Source organism: Serratia sp. PF-27 (assembly GCF_030053255.1).
In the GTDB taxonomy this organism is placed as follows: Bacteria; Pseudomonadota; Gammaproteobacteria; order Enterobacterales; family Enterobacteriaceae; genus Serratia; species Serratia bockelmannii.
In genome coordinates, this window is sequence record NZ_JASGBT010000021.1 from 462,640 (window position 1) to 481,714 (window position 19,075).

Here is a 19,075-nt window from a genome sequence, read left to right on the forward strand (position 1 = left end):
GCCGGTTCTCCGCCTGTGCGAATCGTCTGTTTTTGGTTCGCTAAATTTCAATATGCGAAATTGCATTTCAAATAAATGCTATCCCGGTGATTCAGGGAAGTCAAAGCAAGGGGGAGTAAAATTATTCATGAAAAACATGACGTTAAAATTGAGTGGTGATTTTGTGATCGCCGCCACGTTTTGGTGGAGATGGCGTGCTTCAGACGTGACAAAGCAGGGCGGATCAAAACCCACCCTGCGTCTTGCGAGACCCCGGTTAACCGCGGGTGTTCAGCACCATGCGGTAGAGCGAGGTGGTGGCGGTGATATAGAGTTCATCGCCGTTCGGGCCGCCGAAGGTACAATTGGAGACGCGTTCCGGCACGCTGATTTTGTCGATCTGTCGCCCCTCTGGATCGAAGACCAGCACGCCGTCGGCGCAGCTGCAAAACAGATTGCCGGCCCGATCGACGCAGAAGCCGTCCGGGAAACCGGGTTCCACGGTTGCAAAACGGCGGCCGGCTTCCAGCTCGCGACCGTTGACCGCATAGACGCGCAGCTCGCGGCGGCCCAGCGTCGGAAAATCCACGATCGACATGTCCGCCACGTACAGCCATTTTTCATCCGGTGAAAACGCCAGGCCGTTCGGGCGCTGCAGGTCGCAGGCGGCGATGGTCAGCGAACCGTCGCGCGGATCGAAGCTGTAGAGATAGCAGCCGATCACCTGGCTTTCCGATTTGTAACCCTCTTCGTCGCCGATGATGCCGTAGGGCGGATCGGTGAACCACAGGGTGCCGTCGGAACACACCGCCACGTCGTTCGGCGAGTTAAAGCGCTTGCCGTCGACGCGGTCGATCAACAGGCGCACTTCGCCATCGCTTTCGGTGCGGCTGATGCCGCGCCGCCCGTGTTCACAGCTGACCACACGCCCCTCGCCGTCGCGCGCATTGCCGTTGGCGTAGTGCGACGGCGAGCGGTATAGGCTTAGCTCACCCCGGCGCGACCAGCGGAACATGCGATTGCCTTTCACGTCGCTGAACACCACCGCATCCTCTTGCGGCAGCCAGACCGGCCCTTCGGCCCAAATCGCCGGTGAGCACAAGCGCTCGAGCTGAGCGTGCGTGCGCAATGAATGCCGAATGCCGCCGTTCACTTCACGCCCCAGATCGCTTTGTAGTGGCCCTGGTAATCGTTTTGCGGGTCATACAGGTTATTGGCGCCGCCGTCGGCGGCGATATTGTCGCGGGTGACCAGATGCGCCGGGGTCACGTAGCCGGAAGGCGGCTGCTTGGCGAAGGCGCGGTTGAATTCGTCCAGCAGTTGCCAACCGTGCAGCTTCAAGGGCTCCGGCACCGTCGCCGACTGGCTGTCGCCCGAGCGGATACGCTGGTAAGCGGAGATTGAACCGTCGCCGGCCGACACGTTGTAAGGCGCGTTCTTGCCGCCTTTGCCGGCGGTCTTCAGCGCCGGCGCCATAAAGTCGAAGTACAGATCGTTGATCGCCAGCGCATATTGGAATTTGTCGCCGTACTTCTGCAGCAGGCTGAAGGTCATCGCCGGCATGCGGTTGGCGGTATCGGCTAGCGGCGTGTCGATGAATTCCAGCAGCGTACAGCCGCTGCATTTGGCGATCTCTTCTTTCATGACGTTGGCCTTGTCCAAGGCGATTTGGTACAGCGAGTCGGTGAAGATCAACACGCTCGCCTTGCCGCCGGACTGCACCACCGCGTATTGCGCGGCGATGCGCGCCACTTCGTTGGAATCCGACGTGACGTTATAGAACACGTTGTATTTGGCGATGGGGCCCGGTTCCGGCACCGCATGCCAGGCGGTCAGCACGATGCCCTGCTGTACGGCCTTTTTCAGCGGGATCTTGGCGACGTTAGGGTTCCAGCCGCCGATCACGATGCCGTCCGGTTTCTGGGCGATGGCCTGATTGAGCGATGCCAGCTGATCTTTCACCGAGCCGCCGCCGTCGAGCGTTTCCAGCTTCCAGCCGGCGGCTTTTGCCGCTTCGCTCAGCCCCTGTTGCACCCCTTGCACGCCGCCGTTCTTCATGTCGGAGGCGATAAAAATGATCTTCTTGTTGGCCTGCAGCTGCGGGCCGCTGGTGGGGCCGTCCCACTGGGTGGCGCTGGCGGTAGCCTTCGCGACGGCGGCGGTGGCCTGATCGAGATAGGCGTCGGCCCAGGCCGGCGATGCGGTGAGCAAGAATGTGGTGAACCCCGGTAACAGCCAAATGCGTTTCATGGTGTGCTCCTGGTTTAAGGGTGGGTCGCTGTCTGATTGTTGTTGTCAGCCGGCGTCGCCTGGCTGCGTTGTACCGCTTTCTGATTGAGCAGCCGACGGCGTTGGGCATAGCCGGCCAGAGTGATCGACAGCAACAGCGTCGCGCCGTTGAACAGCGGCTCAACCCAGAATTCGCCGCCGAACTGCTGAATGCCGGCGATGCCGATAGCCAGAATGGCGATGCCGACCACGGTGCCCCAGACGTTGACGCGCCCTGGGCGAATGGTGGTGCTGCCGAGGAAGGCGCCGACCAGCGCCGGCAGCAGATAGTCCATGCCGACGCTGGCCTGGCCGACGCCCTGTTCGGCGGCGATCAACACGCCGCTGAAACCGGTGAGCACGCTGGAGGCGATGAAGGCGCCGATGGTAAAGCGGTTGACCGAGATGCCGTTCAGGCGCGCCGCCGCCGGGTTGCCGCCCACCGCATACATGCAGCGGCCGAGCGGGGTGTGTTCGGTGATGAGCCACAGCACCACCGCGACGATCAGCACGTAAAATGCCACGATCGGAATGCCGGCGATCTCGGTGTGGTGCAGCGCGATGAAGGCATCCGGCAAGTCGCCGACGATCTGCCGCCCACCGGAGTGCCACAGGGCAATGGCGTACAGTACGGTGCCGGAGCCGAGGGTGGCGACGAAGCTGTCGATATCGGCCAGCGCCACCAGAATGCCGTTCAGCAACCCGTACAGCGCCGAGATCGCCAGCACCGTCAGCACCGCCATCTGCCAGGAGAAGCCGTATTCCACCTGCAGCGTGATCGCCAGAATGTGCCACAGCACAATGCCGAAACCGACGTTAAGATCGATCTTGCCCACGATCATCGGGATGGTCGCCGCCAGCGCCAACAGGGCGATTTTGGCCTTGCTCGACAAGATAGCCTGCAGCGTCAGCATCGATGCGAAGGAGGGGGTGAGCAGTGAGAACAGCACGACCAGCGCGATGCACAGCAGCAGCAGGCCATAGCGGGTGAGAACCTGCATCAGCCACGGGCCGGCACCGTCCTGCGCCAGACTGACGCGCTGCTCCAGCGCGGTTGATTTAACGGATGTTTTAGACATGGCCTACCTCGGATTCTGACGTGATTGCGACGCTTTCCCCGGTGCTGGCAGAGGCCAGCTCCAATAAATTGGCGAATGACACCTGCTGATTTTTCAGCTCGCCGACCACTTTCCCGCGGTTGAATACCAGTGCGCGGTTGCAAATATGGGCGATCTCCTCGAAATCGTTGGAGATAACCAGCACCGCCACGCCTTCCGCCAGGGATTTATTCAGCAGATGGTAGATTTCCGCGCGCGCGCCGACGTCCACGCCGGCGGTGGGATCTTCCAGGATCAGCAGCGGCGCCCCCAGATGCATCCAGCGCGCCATCACCACCTTTTGCTGGTTGCCGCCGGACAGTGCGCTGATATCGATATTGACGTCCTTGGGGCGTACGTCGAACAGCTGCACCTTCCACCAACTGGCGCCGATCTCCGCTCGCCGCCCGTAGCGGGAGAGCAGCCGGTGGCCGCTGGCGCAGGGGTTGATAAACAGGTTTTCACGCACGGTCATCGACATCACCAGGCTTTCGCCGGTGCGATCGCCCGCCACCAGCGAAACGCCGCAGGCCATCGCCTGCTGCGGGGTGCTCGCCAGATAGGGCCGATCGCGAAACCGAATCGCGCCGCCGTCGGCCTGGCGCAACCCGAACAGCAGCCGGCCAATCTCTTCTTGCCCGGCCCCGCGCAGGCCGGCCAGCGCCAGCATCTCGCCCGGCTGCAAGTCGAAGCTCACCGGGCCGATGTCGCCCACCGTGACGCTATCGAGCTGCAGCACCGGCGGACGATGTTCCGGCAGCGGTTCGCGCTGATCGTCCGCCATCGCTTCGCCGACGATGGTTTGCACCAGATCGCGCAGCGAGTAGTCGGCGGTGCGACCGCCGGCGACATAGCGCCCGTCGCGCATCACGCAGATCCGATCGGCGATTTCGATCACTTCGTCCAGACGGTGGGTGACATAAATCATGCCGACCTTTTTGGTGCGCAGCCGGTTGATCACGGCGAACAGATGACGCACGTCGTTGGCGGGCAGGGAGGCGGTCGGTTCATCCAGCACCAGCAGCTCGGCGTTGACCGCCACCGCGCGAGCGATCGCCAGCAGCGATTTTTCGGTGCGCGACAGTTCGAAGACGCGCGCATCGGGATCGAGCGCGATGCCGACGTCTTGCAGCGCCTGCGCCGCCCGGCGGCGAATGGCGCGCCAGTCGATCAGCCCAAAGCGGCGGGGAAACCCCATCACCAGCGCCATGTTCTCCGCCACCGTCATCCATTCGATCAGGCCGAGATCCTGATGAATAAAGGCGATCGGCTGGCGGCTGGTGCTTTTTATCGCGGCGGCGGAGGCGATGCTTGCGCCCTGAAAGCGAATATCGCCGCCGTCGCGCGGGTAGACGCCCGCCAGCACTTTGATCAGCGTCGATTTGCCGGCGCCATTTTCGCCCAGCAACGCCAGAACTTCGCCCGGCATCACCTGCAGGCTGACGTCGTTGACCGCCACGTTGCCGCCAAATCGTTTGACGATGTGGCTGAGGGTAAGGATGGGTTGTGCCGCATTATCCATAGTCATGTGATGCGCCCCTGGTGTCGTGCCCGTGCGAAGATGTCGGGCAAATTAGCCAAACTACTGGTGAGTATCTGGTCTTTAAATTTCAATATGCGAAATTCAATTTCAAAAATAATATGACGTTCGTTGCGCTAAATCAAAGGCGGCGAGGTTTTAATTATTGTTATTAAACAATGAGTTATTTTTTACTTTACGGAAGTGTGACCGATGGCTCACTTCAACACGGGGGAAATATTGCGGATTTTTATCCCGCTGCGGACAATGAAACGGCGTTCCGTCTTCACCTGATGCGGGCCTTGGGGTAACATGCCCGGCAAAGAGCCTGCTGACTTTGCCGCAGCGCCGGTTGGCGGTTCGACACTGGAGAGATTTTCGCTATGAGCCTGAAAGCCGTCGACGAGAAAGATGACAAGAAAGACAAACCGCTGGGCAGCCAAAGCCTGTTCCGCGGTTTGCAGTTGATTGAGATCCTGAGTAATTTCCCCAACGGATGTCCGCTGGCGCATTTGTCCGAACTGGCCGGCATGAACAAGAGCACGGTGCACCGCCTGCTGCAGGGGTTGCACACCAGCGGCTATGTGACCCAGGCGCCGTCGCCGGGCAGCTACCGCCTGACCACCAAGTTCATTTCCATCGGCCAGAAGGCGCTGTCGTCACTCAACATCATTCACGTGGCCGCGCCGCATTTGGAACAGCTGAATCTGGAAGTGGGGGAGACGGTCAACTTCTCCAGCCGCGAAGACGACCACGTCATCCTGATCTACAAGCTGGAGCCGACCACCGGCATGATGCGCACCCGCGCCTATATCGGCCAGCATATGCCGCTGTACTGTTCGGCGATGGGTAAAATCTTCATGGCTTACGGCAACGATGATTACCCGGCTCACTACTGGCAGACTCACCAGCAAGAGATTCAGACGCTGACGCGCAATACCATTACCGAGCTGCCGAAGATGTATGAGGAACTGGCCGATATTCGCCAGCGCGGCATGGCGATGGATCGCGAGGAAAACGAGCTGGGGGTCTCCTGCGTGGCAGCACCGGTGTTCGATATTCAACAGCGCGTGCCTTATGCGGTGTCGGTTTCTCTGCCGACCGCCAAGCTGCAGCAGATCGGCGTCAAAAGCTTGATTAAACCGGTGCTGGCCACCGCGCAACGCATCTCTCAGGAGCTGGGGTTCGTCACGCCGATTTAAGTATTAGCATCTCTGATACTGGATTAGAAACATCAATTTCACCTAATGATCGCTTCCTCGTATGATGCGCGTGTTGACCGACACGCGCCCTCGTCCGGCGCCTTTTATCATTCGAGGAATCCCCATGTTAGCCGTCTTCCTGCAGGGCTTTGCCCTGAGCGCCGCCATGATCCTGCCGCTGGGCCCGCAGAACGTATTCGTGATGAACCAGGGCATTCGCCGCCAGTATCATTTGATGATTGCCTCGTTGTGCGCGTTGAGCGATATCGTGCTGATCTGCGCCGGTATTTTCGGCGGCAGCGCATTGCTGACCCGCTCGCCGTTGCTGCTGGCGCTGGTCACCTGGGGCGGGGTGGCGTTTCTGCTGTGGTACGGCTGGGGCGCGTTCCGTTCCGCCTTCAGCCCGCAACCTGCGCAGGCCGCGGCGCAGGAGCTGGCGCAGAGCCGCTGGCGCCTCGTGGTCACCATGCTGGCGGTCACCTGGCTGAACCCGCACGTCTATCTGGATACCTTTGTGGTGCTCGGCAGCCTGGGCGGGCAGCTGACGGCGGACGTGCGTTCCTGGTTCGCGCTTGGCGCGGTCAGCGCGTCGGCGTTGTGGTTCTTCGGGTTGGCGCTGCTGGCCTCCTGGCTGGCGCCGTGGCTGAACACGCAGCGGGCGCAGCGCATCATCAACGCGCTGGTCGGGCTGGTGATGTGGGGCATCGCGCTGCAGCTGGCCTGGCAGGGGGCAAATTTATAAGAATTTGTCACTAATCCGAATTCAAAACGCCGTGCGATATGCTACGTTTGATGCCAGGAATCCGGCGGTTCTCACAGGGAAAAGCCGGCGATCAGAGACAGCCTGTCATTAAGGAGACACTGTGAAGCTAAAAGCATTGGCTATGGCCGCAATGGTCGGATTAGGGACGTTACCGATGGCGCTGCAGGCGGCTGAAGTGCCTGAAGGGCCGCACGTCGTCACCTCCGGCACCGCCAGCGTGGACGCCACGCCGGATATCGCCACCCTGGCGATCGAAGTGAGCGTTTCCTCCAAAGACGCCGCCCAGGCGAAGAAGCAGGTGGACGAGCGCGTGGCGCAGTACTTTGATTTCCTGCAGAAAAACAACATCGAGAAGAAAGACATCAGTGCCGCCAACCTGCGCACCCAGCCGGAATACGATTACCTGAAAACCGGCGAGTCGGTGTTGAAGGGCTACCGGGCGGTGCGCCAGGTGCAGGTGACCCTGCGTCAGCTGGACAAGCTGAACGAGCTGCTGGACGGTGCGCTGAAATCCGGCCTGAACGAGATCCGCGCGGTGGAGCTGGGCGTCGCCAAGCCGGACGTGTATCGCGAGCAGGCGCGGCAAAAAGCTATCGAGAACGCGACTCAGCAGGCCGAATCCCTGGCCAAAGGCTTCCACGCCAAGCTGGGACCGGTGTACAGCATTCGCTACCGGGTCGCCAACTACCAGCCGATGCCGGTGGCGCGGATGTATAAGGCGGCCGGTGCGGCGGCGGAAAGCGACGCGGCGCAAACCTATGAACAGCAAAGCATTCACTTCGACGATCAGGTGGACGTGGTGTTCGAGCTGCAGCGTAACGCCGCGCAGTAAGGTTATCGTATTGAAGAAAAGGTTCGCTGCGGCGAACCTTTTTTCGTTTTAATCCTGACGCAGCACCAGATGACCGTGTTCCAGCAGCGCGTCGGTCACTTTGCGCATCATGCGGCTTTCCGGCGCGAAACGGTGCCAGTACAGCATGCGGCGCTGGTATAGCCCGGGCGTCAGATCGATCAGTTCACCGGATGCCAGCTCCTTTTCGATCTGCAGATGCGGGATCATACAGCAGGTGGTGCCCTGACGCGCCAGCTGCACGAAGGCTTCCGATGAGTTCACGATGTGGCAGGGCACGCTGCCCGGCGACAGATCGAAGTTCTGCTGCAGGAATGCCTGATGCATGTCGTCGAGATGATCGAAGGCCACCGCCGGCGCTTTCAGCAGCGCGGAGCGGGTGACGCCGTTCGGGAAATAGCGCTCGGCGAAGCCGCGGGAGGCCACGAACAGGTAGTCCAGCGCCCCCAGCCGATCCACCAGGCAGCTCGGCAGCGGCTGCGGCTGAATACTCACCGCGCCCACCACCTCACCGCGGCGCAGCCGCTCCTGGGTGCGGGTTTCATCTTCCACCTGCAGATTCAGGCGAATGGGGGAGTCCGCCAGCACCGGCTTCAGCGCCGGCAGCAGCCAGGTTGCCAGACTGTCGGCGTTGACCGCCAGCGACAGCAGCAGCGGCGTATCGACGCCGGTGTCATTGCCGAGCCACTCTTCCTCCAGCAGCTCCACCTGATGCAGCAGCGCCAGCAGCTTTTGCCCTTGTTCGGTCGGGCGCGGCGGCACGGTACGAACCAGCAGCGGTTGGCCGAACAGGTTTTCCAGCTGTTTGATGCGTTGGGATACCGCCGATTGCGTGATACAGAGTTTTTGCGCGGCGCGCTCGAAGCCGCGCTCACGGATCACCGCGTCCAGCGCTTGCAGCGTACGATAGTCTGGGCGTTTCATCGGAAAGATATCCCTTAAATTAGAATGATACCGGCACTATGCCACATTTTGCGCACGGCGCAGGTGGAAAAATCACGCCCCCAGCTCGCCGCCAAGCGGGTAAAAATGCGGGCTGCGGTAAATAAGTGTGATCCTGCCGGCGTGAAAAATAGCGTTTTACCCTATAATACGCACACGTTTTCGTACAGAGGCAAGGGACATATTATGACGCAGGATGAACTGAAAAAAGCGGTGGGCTGGGCGGCGCTGGAATACGTGACGCCGGGCACCATCGTCGGGGTCGGCACCGGTTCTACCGCCGCCCACTTTATTGACGCGCTGGGCTCCATCAAGCACCAGATCGAAGGCGCGGTGTCCAGCTCAGACGCCTCCACCGCCAAGTTGAAAAGCCTCGGCATCCACGTGTTCGACAGCAACGAAGTGGACTCGCTCGATATCTACGTGGACGGCGCGGACGAAATCAACGGCCATATGCAGATGATCAAGGGCGGCGGCGCTGCGCTGACGCGCGAGAAGATCATCGCCGCCATCGCCAAGAAATTTATCTGCATTGTCGACGCCAGCAAGCAGGTGGACGTGCTGGGCAAGTTCCCGCTGCCGGTGGAAGTGATCCCGATGGCTCGCTCTTACGTGGCGCGCGAGCTGGTGAAACTCGGCGGCCTGCCGGAGTATCGCCAGAACGTGGTGACCGACAACGGCAACGTGATCCTCGATGTGCATAACCTGAGCATCACCGACGCCATCGCGCTGGAGAACAAGATCAACGGCATCGCCGGCGTGGTGACCGTGGGGCTGTTCGCCAACCGCGGCGCGGACGTGGCGCTGGTCGGCACCCCGGAAGGCGTGAAAGTAGTCAAATAAGCCTCTGCCGTCTGTGGCCCGGTAGTGCCGGGCCGCATAATTCTTCGGTTAAAATATCTTTTCTGAAAAACGGCAAATTTGGTGACTTATGTCACATTGTGAAAGCTGACTCCCCAAAGCTTCTGCTGAAAACTTTCCCTATGGCATTTTCTGCCGTAAACCGCCATCAACGCTGCGCCTTGTCCTGCCGGGCAGGCAATCGTTTGTATTGCCGCCCGCGTTATTTTTGTTATGTTGGATGGGAGCTGTGTCGTCACAGCCGCTTCTGAAGTCTGAACATAGGGTCGGGTAAATGGCAAAAGTATCATTGGAGAAAGACAGGATTAAATTCCTGTTGGTGGAAGGGGTTCATCAGAGCACGGTCGATAATTTACGTGCCGCCGGTTATACCAACATCGAATACCACAAGGGTGCGTTAGACACCGAATCGCTGAAGGCATCCATCCGCGATGCACACTTCGTCGGCATCCGATCGCGTACGCATCTGACCGAAGAGGTGTTCGCCGCCGCAGAAAAACTGGTGGCGGTGGGCTGCTTCTGCATCGGCACCAACCAGGTTGATCTGAAAGCGGCGACCAAACGCGGTATTCCGGTCTTCAACGCCCCCTTCTCCAATACCCGATCCGTGGCCGAAATGGTGCTGGGCGAGCTGCTGTTGATGCTGCGCGGCATTCCGGCCGCCAACGCCAAGGCGCACCGCGGCGTGTGGCACAAATTGGCCGTGGGCTCTTATGAGGCGCGCGGCAAAAAGCTGGGCATCATCGGCTACGGCCACATCGGCACCCAGCTGGGCATTCTGGCCGAAGGGCTGGGCATGAAGGTGTTCTTCTACGATATCGAGAACAAACTGCCGTTAGGCAACGCGCAGCAGGTGCGTCATCTGTCCGATCTGCTCAATATGAGCGACGTGGTGACGCTGCACGTGCCGGAAACGCTGGCCACCAAGAACATGATGGGGGCGGAAGAGCTGGCGCTGATGAAGCCGGGCGCGATTCTGATCAACGCCTCGCGCGGCACCGTGGTGGATATTCCCGCGCTGTGCGACGCGCTGGCCAGCAATCACCTGGCGGGCGCGGCGATCGACGTCTTCCCGGAAGAGCCGGCGACCAACAGCGATCCGTTCAACTCGCCGCTGTGCGAGTTCGATAACGTGCTGCTGACGCCGCACATCGGCGGTTCCACGCAGGAAGCGCAGGAGAACATCGGCGACGAAGTGGCCGGCAAGCTGGCGAAATACTCCGACAACGGTTCGACTCTGTCCGCCGTCAACTTCCCGGAAGTGTCGCTGCCGGCGCATGGTCCGAACGCCAGCCGCCTGCTGCACATCCACGAAAACCGTCCGGGTGTGCTGACGCAGATTAACCAGATCTTCGCCGAAGAGGGGGTTAACATCGCCGCCCAGTATCTGCAAACCGGGCCGGAAATCGGCTACGTGGTGATCGACATCGAAGCGGAAATCGCACGCGCCGACGCTGCGCTGCAGCGCATGAAGGCCATCGACGGCACCATTCGCGCCCGTCTGCTGTTCTGATTCGGCGGCTCGCCGCAACGAAAAAGGCCGGAGCGATCCGGCCTTTTCTATTTGGGCTCGTGCCACGCCCAGCTGCAGAGCGGGGTGAGGATTTCCGGCAGCGGGATATCCCAGTGCTCGGTCGGCAGGTGCTCCACCTGCTGGCAATCATGGGCCAGGCCGATGGGATAGGGGCCGCCGCTGCGCCAGTTTTGCAGGGTGCGATCGTAAAAACCGCCGCCCATGCCCAGACGCTGTCCGGTATGATCGAATGCCACCAGCGGTGTCAGCACCACCTCCAGTTCGCCCAGCGGTAACACCTGGCGCACATCGAGCCGCGGCTCGAGAATATTGAAGCGGTTGCGCACCAGCGGTGTTTCCGGCGCATAGCGCAGAAACAGCAGGTGTCCTGAACTGAACGGATGCAGTACCGGCAGGTAAACCTGTTTGCCGAGCGTCCACAGACGCTCGATCAGCGGCCCGGTGTCGAGTTCGCCGTCAAACGACAAAAATACCGCGATGTTGTGCGCGGCCTGAATACGTGTGTGCGCGGCGAGGCGTTCGGTTATCTTGTCTGCGGCAAAGCGTTGCTGGCCCGGCGTAAGCTCGCGCCGACGTTGGCGAATGAGTTGACGAATGGCTTGGCGCTGCTGCGCGAATTGGGGTTGAAAAGACATCGTATCAGGCTTGCTCAGTGTGGCGTTCAGCACACATAAACCGCTGAGAAGGGGAATCTCCGAGATGCCGTCGCAGGCTGTAACCCTTGAACCCATGGTTCAAGGTGAACGTGCCGTCGCAATCTTAAGGCTTCTCGGCGCACCGAGCGTGCTCACCGATCGCGGAGCAACACATTCTGTTTGTACTAAATATCGGCTCAGGGGACTGGCCCGCTGGCGAACATCTCAGAGAAATTTTGTACTCGTTGCTGAAACTTTGATTTCAACAACTTAAGTTATTCGAATTGTGCATCCTGACGTTCAGAGATGCGACCTTGTTCAAGCAGCGCTTGTTCAATGGTCTGCTGCAGCATCCGTATGCGTTGTTCCATATTGGACGCATAGTCACGGGTTTTCAACCGTTCTTGAGCAAGTTCGTGACAGACGTTCAATGCCGCGATGAAAACCAGTTGCTCAGTATTGGAGACTCTAGTGCGAACTTTAAGATCTTGCAACCGTTGGTTAAGATCGTCCGCCGCCATATTCAACGCATCTTGTTGTTCTGGCGGGCAATTGACTCTTAACGAGCGGCCAAAAATTTGAATATCTACCGGTTGTGCAGACATGCCACCTTCCTGCCTAAATTTCGCGCCAGCCTTGTCCGCCCTGGCCGGGCCGTCAAAGCGGGCGCCACTATATATACCTCGGTACCAAGATACAACCCCTTTTTCAGTACCTGGTTGTAATCTACTGTGGCGCACATTGCCAGTCAAAAAAGGGTTTCAAAATGCGTATTTACCGCACTTTCGTCACCCGCCGGCGCAGTGTGAAACCTGCCACATCGCGATTATAACTAGCCACTGAGGTGTCGCGCTTATCTGGTATAGCGACGGACCTTGGTGGTAGCATAACACGAACTTATCCTGCCAACGATGACGAATGCGCATGTCTATACAGAATACATTTCCAAGTTACCAATCTTTGACCGTGGCCCTCAACCAGCAGTCGGTGGCGCTGACCGCGGCAGAAATGCACGGCCTGATCAGCGGCCTGCTGTGCGGCGGCAGCCGTGACGCCGGCTGGCAGGCGCTGGTGCACGATCTGACCAACGAAGGCGTCGCCTTCCCGCAGGCGCTTAGCCAACCGCTGCAGCAGCTGTATGAAGTGACGCGTGACACGCTGGAAGATGACGAATTCCTGTTCCAACTGATGCTGCCTGAAGGGGAGATCGTCAGCGTGTTCGATCGCGCCGACGCGCTGGGCGGTTGGGTCAACCACTTCCTGCTCGGGCTGGGCATGATGCAGCCGAAGCTGGCTCAGGTGAAAGACGAGGTCGGTGAAGCGATCGACGATCTGCGCAACATCGCGCAGCTGGGCTACGACGAAGACGAAGATCAGGAAGAATTGGAACAGTCGTTGGAAGAAGTAGCGGAGTATGTGCGGGTTGCCGCCATCATGTGCCACGGCGAATTCACCCGTCAAAAACCGACGGCGCCGGAAAATATCAAACCGACGCTGCACTAAACGTTCTATCGCCCCTCCGCCGGCGGTGCGGATGGCATGATTTCAGGAGAAGGTAATGACTCAGCAGGAATTCAACAACCGCCGCCAGGCGCTGTTGGCGAAAATGGCGCCGGCCAGCGCGGCGGTTATTTTCTCTGCGCCGGAAACGACGCGCAGTGCAGATTCAGACTATCCCTATCGGCAGAACAGCGACTTTTGGTACCTGACCGGCTTCAATGAGCCGGAAGCGGTGCTGGTGCTGATTAAAAGCGACGAAACGCACAACCACAGCGTGTTGTTCAACCGGGTGCGCGATCTGACGGCGGAAATCTGGTTTGGCCGCCGCCTGGGGCAAGACGCCGCGCCGGCGAAGCTGGGCGTGGATCGCGCGCTGCCGTTCGATGAAATCAATGACCAGCTGCACCTGCTGCTCAACGGCCTGGACGTGGTCTACCACGCGCAGGGCGAATACGCCTATGCCGATCAGATCCTGTTCGGCGCGCTGGACAAGCTGCGCAAGGGGTTCCGCCAGAGCCTGCAGGCGCCGGCCACCGTTACCGACTGGCGGCCGTGGCTGCATGACATGCGGCTGTTCAAGTCGCCGGAAGAGCTGGCGGTGATGCGCCGCGCCGGTGAGATCAGCGCGTTGGCGCATACCCGCGCGATGGAAAAATGCCGCCCGGGCATGTTCGAATACCAGCTGGAAGCGGAAATTCATCATGAATTCACCCGCCTCGGCGCCCGTTACCCGTCTTACAACACCATCGTCGGCAGCGGCGAAAACGGCTGTATCCTGCACTACACCGAGAACGAGAGCCAGATGCGCGACGGCGATCTGGTGCTGATCGACGCCGGCTGCGAGTACCAGGGGTACGCCGGCGACATCACCCGCACCTTCCCGGTCAACGGCAAGTTCAGCCGGCCGCAGCGCGCGGTGTACGACATTGTGCTGGCGTCGCTGCAGCGCGCTTTGGAACTGTTCAAACCCGGCACCAGCATTCGCGAAGTCAATGACGAAGTGGTGCGCATCATGGTGGTCGGGCTGGTGGAGCTGGGCGTATTGAAAGGTGAAGTCGACTCGCTGATCGCCGAGCAGGCGCACCGTCAGTTCTTCATGCACGGGCTGAGCCACTGGCTGGGTCTCGATGTGCACGACGTTGGCCACTACGGCACGCCGAGCCGCGATCGGCTGCTGGAGCCGGGCATGGTGCTGACCGTGGAGCCGGGGCTGTACATTGCGCCGGATGCGGACGTGCCGGCGGAATACCGCGGCATCGGCATCCGCATCGAGGACGACATCGTGATCACCGCCGACGGCAACGAAAACCTGACCGCCACCGTGGTGAAAGACGCCGATGCCATCGAGGCTTTGATGGCGGCGGCAAGGTCATAAAATGAGCGTAATTATCGTTGGTGGCGGTATGGCGGGCGCGACGCTGGCGCTGGCCATTTCGTCGCTTACTCAGGGAAGAATGGCGGTAGATCTGGTCGAGGCGACTCGGCCGGATGACCGCAACCACCCAGGCTTTGACGCCCGCGCCATCGCATTGGCGCAGGGCACCTGCCAACAGCTGGCGCGCATCGGCGTTTGGCCGGCGCTGCGCGACTGCGCCACACCGATCACTCAGGTGCACGTCAGCGATCGCGGCCATGCCGGCTTCGTCAATCTGCAGGCGCAGGATTATCAGGTCGATGCGCTCGGCCAGGTGATCGAACTGCACGACGCCGGGCAGCGGCTGTTCGCGCTGCTGGCCAAGGCGCCGGGTGTCACGCTGCACTGCCCGGCGCGGGTGGTGGACGTGATCCGCACCGCAGAGCGGGCGGAAGTGCTGCTGGACAACGGCCAGCGTCTGCGCGGGCAGTTGCTGGTGGCGGCCGACGGTTCGCGCTCTGCGCTGGCGCAGGCCTGCAATGTGCAGTGGCGGCAGGAGGACTATCCGCAGTTCGCCACCATCGCCAACGTCACCACGGCGGAAGATCCGCAGGGGCGCGCCTTTGAGCGCTTTACCCGCTATGGGCCGCTGGCGCTGTTGCCGATGTCGCAGGGGCGCAGTTCACTGGTGTGGTGCCATGCGCGTGAAGATCGCGCCCAGGTGGATGCCTGGGACGACGAGCGCTTTATCGCCGAGCTGCAACAAGCTTTCGGCTGGCGGCTGGGGCGTATCCTCAAGGCCGGTAAACGGCACAGTTATCCACTCGGGCTGCTGACCGCCGATCGCCATGTCAGCCACCGGCTGGCGCTGGTGGGCAACGCGGCGCAAACGCTGCATCCTATCGCCGGGCAGGGGTTCAACCTTGGCCTGCGCGACGTGATGTCGCTGGCGGAAACGCTGGCGGAAGCGGCAGACAGCGGCGAAGACGCCGGCGGTTACGCACTGCTGAGCCGTTATCAGCAGCGGCGGCAAAACGATCAACAGGCGACGATCGGCGTGACCGACGGGTTGATTCATCTGTTCGCCAACCGTTATGGCCCGCTGGTGATTGGGCGCAATCTGGGGCTGATGGCGATGGCGCGTTTGCCGGCGATACGCGATGCCTTCGCCAAGCGTACGCTGGGCTGGGTGGAACGTTAGAGACATGGTCGGGCGCTTTAACGCGCCCAAAGCGCGGCGCGGCAAGGCGTCGCGCGTTATTTAAGGAAATCGAGCAGCATGCAATCATTTGACGTGATTATCGCCGGTGGCGGTATGGTGGGGCTGGCGTTGGCCTGCGGCCTGCAGGGCAGCGGGCTGCGCGTGGCGGTGCTGGAGCAGCGCCAGCCGGAGATGGCGCCGCCGTCGGAACAGCCGGCCCTGCGCGTCTCCGCCATCAATGCCGCCAGCGAGCGTTTGCTGCAGCACATCGGCGTGTGGGACGACATTCTCCAGCTGCGCGCCAGCTCCTACAATGCGATGGAAGTGTGGGATCGCGACAGCTTCGGCAAGATTGCTTTCCGCGGCGACGAGTGCGGCTTCAGCCATCTCGGCCACATCATCGAAAATTCGGTGATCCAGCAGGCGCTGTGGAAACGCGCCGAAAGCCTGTCGGACATCACGCTGATTACCCCGGCCGCGCTCAAGCAGGTAGCATGGGGCGAAAATGACGCCTTCGTCACGCTGGAGGACGGGCGCATGCTGACCGCCCGGTTGGTGATCGGCGCCGACGGCGCCCAGTCGTGGCTGCGCCAGCATGCCGATATCCCGCTCACCTTCTGGGATTACCGTCACCACGCGCTGGTGGCCACCGTTCGCACCGAAGAACCGCATCAGGCGACGGCGCGGCAAATTTTCCACGGCGACGGCATTCTGGCGTTCCTGCCGTTCAGCGATCCGCATTTGAGCTCTATCGTCTGGTCGGTGACGCCGGAAGAAGCCGAACGGCTCAAACGGCTGGAACCGGAGCAATTCAACCGCGAACTGGCGATGACCTTCGACATGCGCCTGGGGGCTTGCAGCCTGGAAAGCGAACGGCTGGCGTTCCCGTTGACCGGCCGCTATGCGCGCAGCTTCGCCGCGCACCGCCTGGCGCTGGTGGGCGATGCGGCGCATACCGTGCACCCGCTTGCCGGGCAGGGCGTGAACCTGGGCTTTATGGATGCCGCCGAGCTGATTTCCGAACTGCGCCGCCTGCAGCGGCAGGGCAAGGATATCGGCCAGCACCTCTATCTGCGCCGCTATGAGCGCCGCCGCAAACATGGCGCGGCGGTGATGCTGGCCAGCATGCAGGGTTTCCGCGAACTGTTTGACGGCAACCACCCGGCCAAAAAGCTGCTGCGCGACGTGGGCCTGCGGCTGGCGGACAGCCTGCCGGGCGTCAAGCCTAAGCTGGTGCGTCAGGCGATGGGCCTGAACGATCTGCCCGAGTGGCTTGCCTGATCCCTTCCTTCTGCGGGCCCGCACCGGGCTCGCGCTTCTCGCCTTATTCCATCGCTTTTCCTTATATAACCCTTCATTTGAAATAATCTAATTTCAGCCGCTTTTTATCATTACTTTTTCTAATTCCATGTTCGGTTATCAAAAGTCGGGATCCCATGCGCGGCCATCTGTTTGTTATATAACTTCGGCGTTTTACCGCTTTAATTGTTAATTTTGTGCCTTAAGGCGCATTTTTCCAGTGAAAAACTCTGCACACTACCCCGGCATTTTACCGCCCGGGAACGGCGATGAGCCTATTTTAACTTATGGTTAATGTGGTCGTTCGATGATAAGTTCGAGGGAAAGGTATCGTTTGCGTCACGGCGGTTACACGCAGTTTCCGCCCGTCCCGGCGCAGCATTTGTGTTGAGCAGTCAGTGCGCCATGGCGATCGGGCCGCGAGCCAGGCTCCGCCGCATTGCGTGGCAGCACCCTAACTTCTAGCGACGAGTGGAAAGAGGGAAAAGATGGCAAAGCAAACCCCACTGTACGACCAGCACGTGGCGTGCGGTGCGCGCATGGTAGACTTTCACGGCTGGATGATGCCGCTGCACTACGGCTCGCAGCTCGATGAGCACCACGCGGTGCGTCAGGATGCCGGCATGTTCGACGTGTCTCACATGACCATTGTAGATCTGCACGGCGCCCGCACCCGCGAGTTCCTGCGCTACCTGCTGGCGAACGACGTCGCCAAACTGACCCAACCCGGCAAAGCGCTGTACACCGGCATGCTGAATGCCTCCGGCGGCGTGATCGACGACCTGATCGTTTATTTCCTCACTGAAGACTATTTCCGCCTGGTGGTGAACTCCGCCACCCGCGACAAAGACCTGGCCTGGATCGAAGAGCACGCCGCGCCGTATGGCGTCGCGCTGACGGTGCGCGACGATCTGGCGCTGATCGCAGTGCAGGGCCCGCAGGCCAAAGAGCGTGCCGGCACCCTGTTCACCCCGGAACAAAAAAGCGCGGTCGAAGGCATGAAGCCATTCTTCGGCGTGCAGGCCGGCGAGCTGTTCATCGCCACCACCGGTTACACCGGCGAGGCCGGCTATGAGATCGCGCTGCCGAAAGAGCAGGCGGCGGATTTCTGGCAAAAATTGCTGGCCGCGGGCGTCAAGCCGGCCGGTCTGGGCGCGCGCGACACGCTGCGTCTGGAAGCGGGCATGAACCTCTACGGGCAAGAGATGGATGAAGGCGTTTCGCCGCTGGCCGCCAACATGGGCTGGACCATCGCCTGGCAGCCGGAAGATCGCCGTTTCATCGGCCGCGAAGCGCTGGAGCAACAGCGCGAGCAGGGCACCGAGCAACTGGTCGGCTTGATCATGACGGAAAAAGGCGTATTACGTAATGAGCTGCCGGTGCGTTTCACCGACGCGGCGGGGCAAACCCACGAAGGCGTGATCACCAGCGGCTCGTTCTCTCCGACGCTGGGCTTCAGCATCGCGCTGGCGCGCGTGCCGGCAGGCATCGGCGAGCAGGCTATCGTGCAGATCCGCAACCGTGAAATGCCGGTCAAAGTGACCAAGCCCGGTTTCGTTCGCGCCGGCAAGCCGCTGACAAATTGATTTTTTATTGATTGATTCTTTTATTTCTTCGAAGGAGTAACCGGCGATGAGCAATGTGCCAACAGAATTGAAATACGCATCCTCCCACGAGTGGGTTCGTGCAGAAGGTAACGGCGTTTACACCGTAGGCATCACCGAACACGCGCAGGAACTGCTGGGCGATATGGTGTTTGTCGATCTGCCGGAATTGGGCCGCACAGTCGCCGCCGGTGAAGATTGCGCCGTGGCGGAATCCGTCAAGGCGGCGTCGGACATTTACGCGCCAATCAGCGGCGAAATCGTGGCGGTGAACGGCGAGCTGGAAAGCTCCCCGGAGCTGGCCAACAGCGAACCTTACGGTGACGGCTTCCTGTTCCAGATCAAAGCCTCCGACGAAGGCGAGCTGGCGAACCTGCTGGACGCCGCGGCTTATCAGGCCTCGATCGACGAGTAATCGTGACCACGCCCCAGGCTTCTCGGCCGGGGCGTTTTAGTTACCGTTCAAG

At 60.8% G+C, this 19,075-nt stretch carries 18 protein-coding genes and 1 other RNA gene; 11 read left to right on the forward strand and 8 right to left on the reverse strand.

All coding sequences use genetic code 11. The features are described 5' to 3' along the window. Nucleotides 1-256 precede the first annotated feature (256 nt). Genes QMZ29_RS17285 through QMZ29_RS17300 form a run of 4 tightly spaced genes read right to left on the reverse strand, consistent with a single transcriptional unit; the run spans nt 257 to nt 4,872 of the window. Entirely contained in the window at nt 257-1,132 is an 876-nt protein-coding gene (locus tag QMZ29_RS17285) for an SMP-30/gluconolactonase/LRE family protein (RefSeq protein ID WP_170311444.1), read from the reverse strand. Next, nucleotides 1,129-2,229, reverse strand: a complete 1,101-nt coding sequence (locus QMZ29_RS17290) for an ABC transporter substrate-binding protein (RefSeq protein WP_261426773.1) — start codon at nt 2,227-2,229, stop codon at nt 1,129-1,131. Before QMZ29_RS17290 ends, QMZ29_RS17285 begins: the two co-directional genes overlap by 4 nt. 14 nt (nt 2,230-2,243) lie before the next feature. Next, on the reverse strand, nt 2,244-3,326 hold the full coding sequence (locus tag QMZ29_RS17295; RefSeq protein WP_016930014.1) for an ABC transporter permease: 1,083 nt from the start codon (nt 3,324-3,326) through the stop codon (nt 2,244-2,246). After that, nucleotides 3,319-4,872, reverse strand: a complete 1,554-nt coding sequence (locus QMZ29_RS17300) for a sugar ABC transporter ATP-binding protein (RefSeq protein WP_147823247.1) — start codon at nt 4,870-4,872, stop codon at nt 3,319-3,321. Before QMZ29_RS17300 ends, QMZ29_RS17295 begins: the two co-directional genes overlap by 8 nt. A gap of 374 nt (nt 4,873-5,246) precedes the next feature. Here QMZ29_RS17300 and QMZ29_RS17305 point away from each other — a divergent pair, with 374 nt between their 5' ends. The 3 genes from QMZ29_RS17305 (at nt 5,247) to QMZ29_RS17315 (ending at nt 7,660) form a co-directional block, all read left to right on the forward strand. Next, on the forward strand, nt 5,247-6,065 hold the full coding sequence (locus QMZ29_RS17305; protein WP_025304160.1) for an IclR family transcriptional regulator: 819 nt from the start codon (nt 5,247-5,249) through the stop codon (nt 6,063-6,065). Between the two features lie 124 nt (nt 6,066-6,189). Beyond that, entirely contained in the window at nt 6,190-6,807 is a 618-nt protein-coding gene (gene argO / locus QMZ29_RS17310) for an arginine exporter ArgO (RefSeq protein ID WP_197769855.1), read from the forward strand. Nucleotides 6,808-6,928: 121 nt separating this feature from the next. Beyond that, complete coding sequence (locus QMZ29_RS17315; protein ID WP_025160209.1) at nt 6,929-7,660, forward strand: oxidative stress defense protein; 732 nt, start codon at nt 6,929-6,931, stop codon at nt 7,658-7,660. 48 nt (nt 7,661-7,708) lie between these two features. Here QMZ29_RS17315 and QMZ29_RS17320 read toward each other — a convergent pair whose 3' ends face one another. Next, the gene (locus QMZ29_RS17320; protein ID WP_025304158.1) at nt 7,709-8,602 is read right to left on the reverse strand and encodes a LysR family transcriptional regulator ArgP; all 894 of its coding nucleotides are present in this window, start codon (nt 8,600-8,602) and stop codon (nt 7,709-7,711) included. Nucleotides 8,603-8,806: 204 nt separating this feature from the next. Between QMZ29_RS17320 and rpiA the strand changes: the two genes are divergently transcribed. Together rpiA and serA are read left to right on the forward strand one after the other, a co-directional pair. Next, nucleotides 8,807-9,463 carry a ribose-5-phosphate isomerase RpiA gene (gene rpiA / locus QMZ29_RS17325; protein WP_025304157.1) on the forward strand — a complete coding sequence of 219 codons (657 nt, stop codon included), beginning with the start codon at nt 8,807-8,809 and terminating at the stop codon, nt 9,461-9,463. A gap of 292 nt (nt 9,464-9,755) precedes the next feature. After that, nucleotides 9,756-10,994: a phosphoglycerate dehydrogenase gene (gene serA / locus QMZ29_RS17330; protein WP_046687762.1), complete on the forward strand. Its 1,239-nt coding sequence runs from the start codon at nt 9,756-9,758 to the stop codon at nt 10,992-10,994. 47 nt (nt 10,995-11,041) lie between these two features. Here the strand turns inward: serA and QMZ29_RS17335 are convergent, their stop codons facing one another. From QMZ29_RS17335 to zapA, 3 genes are all read right to left on the reverse strand, one after another. Next, the gene (locus QMZ29_RS17335; RefSeq protein WP_089196241.1) at nt 11,042-11,650 is read right to left on the reverse strand and encodes a 5-formyltetrahydrofolate cyclo-ligase; all 609 of its coding nucleotides are present in this window, start codon (nt 11,648-11,650) and stop codon (nt 11,042-11,044) included. A 52-nt stretch (nt 11,651-11,702) separates the two neighbouring features. Beyond that, nucleotides 11,703-11,885, reverse strand: a non-coding RNA gene (ssrS, locus tag QMZ29_RS17340) — 6S RNA. A gap of 40 nt (nt 11,886-11,925) precedes the next feature. Continuing rightward, nucleotides 11,926-12,255: a cell division protein ZapA gene (zapA, locus tag QMZ29_RS17345; RefSeq protein WP_004931621.1), complete on the reverse strand. Its 330-nt coding sequence runs from the start codon at nt 12,253-12,255 to the stop codon at nt 11,926-11,928. A gap of 319 nt (nt 12,256-12,574) precedes the next feature. Here zapA and QMZ29_RS17350 point away from each other — a divergent pair, with 319 nt between their 5' ends. The 6 genes from QMZ29_RS17350 (at nt 12,575) to gcvH (ending at nt 19,023) form a co-directional block, all read left to right on the forward strand. Beyond that, the gene (locus QMZ29_RS17350; RefSeq protein WP_025304154.1) at nt 12,575-13,153 is read left to right on the forward strand and encodes a YecA/YgfB family protein; all 579 of its coding nucleotides are present in this window, start codon (nt 12,575-12,577) and stop codon (nt 13,151-13,153) included. A 55-nt stretch (nt 13,154-13,208) separates the two neighbouring features. After that, nucleotides 13,209-14,525 carry a Xaa-Pro aminopeptidase gene (gene pepP / locus QMZ29_RS17355; RefSeq protein ID WP_025304153.1) on the forward strand — a complete coding sequence of 439 codons (1,317 nt, stop codon included), beginning with the start codon at nt 13,209-13,211 and terminating at the stop codon, nt 14,523-14,525. Between the two features lies 1 nt (nt 14,526). Further along, on the forward strand, nt 14,527-15,705 hold the full coding sequence (gene ubiH, locus QMZ29_RS17360) for a 2-octaprenyl-6-methoxyphenyl hydroxylase (protein WP_147823249.1): 1,179 nt from the start codon (nt 14,527-14,529) through the stop codon (nt 15,703-15,705). Nucleotides 15,706-15,783: 78 nt separating this feature from the next. Continuing rightward, a complete protein-coding gene (ubiI, locus tag QMZ29_RS17365; RefSeq protein ID WP_147823250.1) occupies nt 15,784-16,986 on the forward strand; it encodes an FAD-dependent 2-octaprenylphenol hydroxylase in 1,203 nt (400 codons plus the stop codon). Nucleotides 16,987-17,492: 506 nt separating this feature from the next. Further along, a complete protein-coding gene (gcvT, locus tag QMZ29_RS17370) occupies nt 17,493-18,590 on the forward strand; it encodes a glycine cleavage system aminomethyltransferase GcvT (RefSeq protein WP_004931631.1) in 1,098 nt (365 codons plus the stop codon). Between the two features lie 46 nt (nt 18,591-18,636). Then, nucleotides 18,637-19,023 carry a glycine cleavage system protein GcvH gene (gene gcvH / locus QMZ29_RS17375; protein WP_282980741.1) on the forward strand — a complete coding sequence of 129 codons (387 nt, stop codon included), beginning with the start codon at nt 18,637-18,639 and terminating at the stop codon, nt 19,021-19,023. Nucleotides 19,024-19,075: the final 52 nt, after the last annotated feature.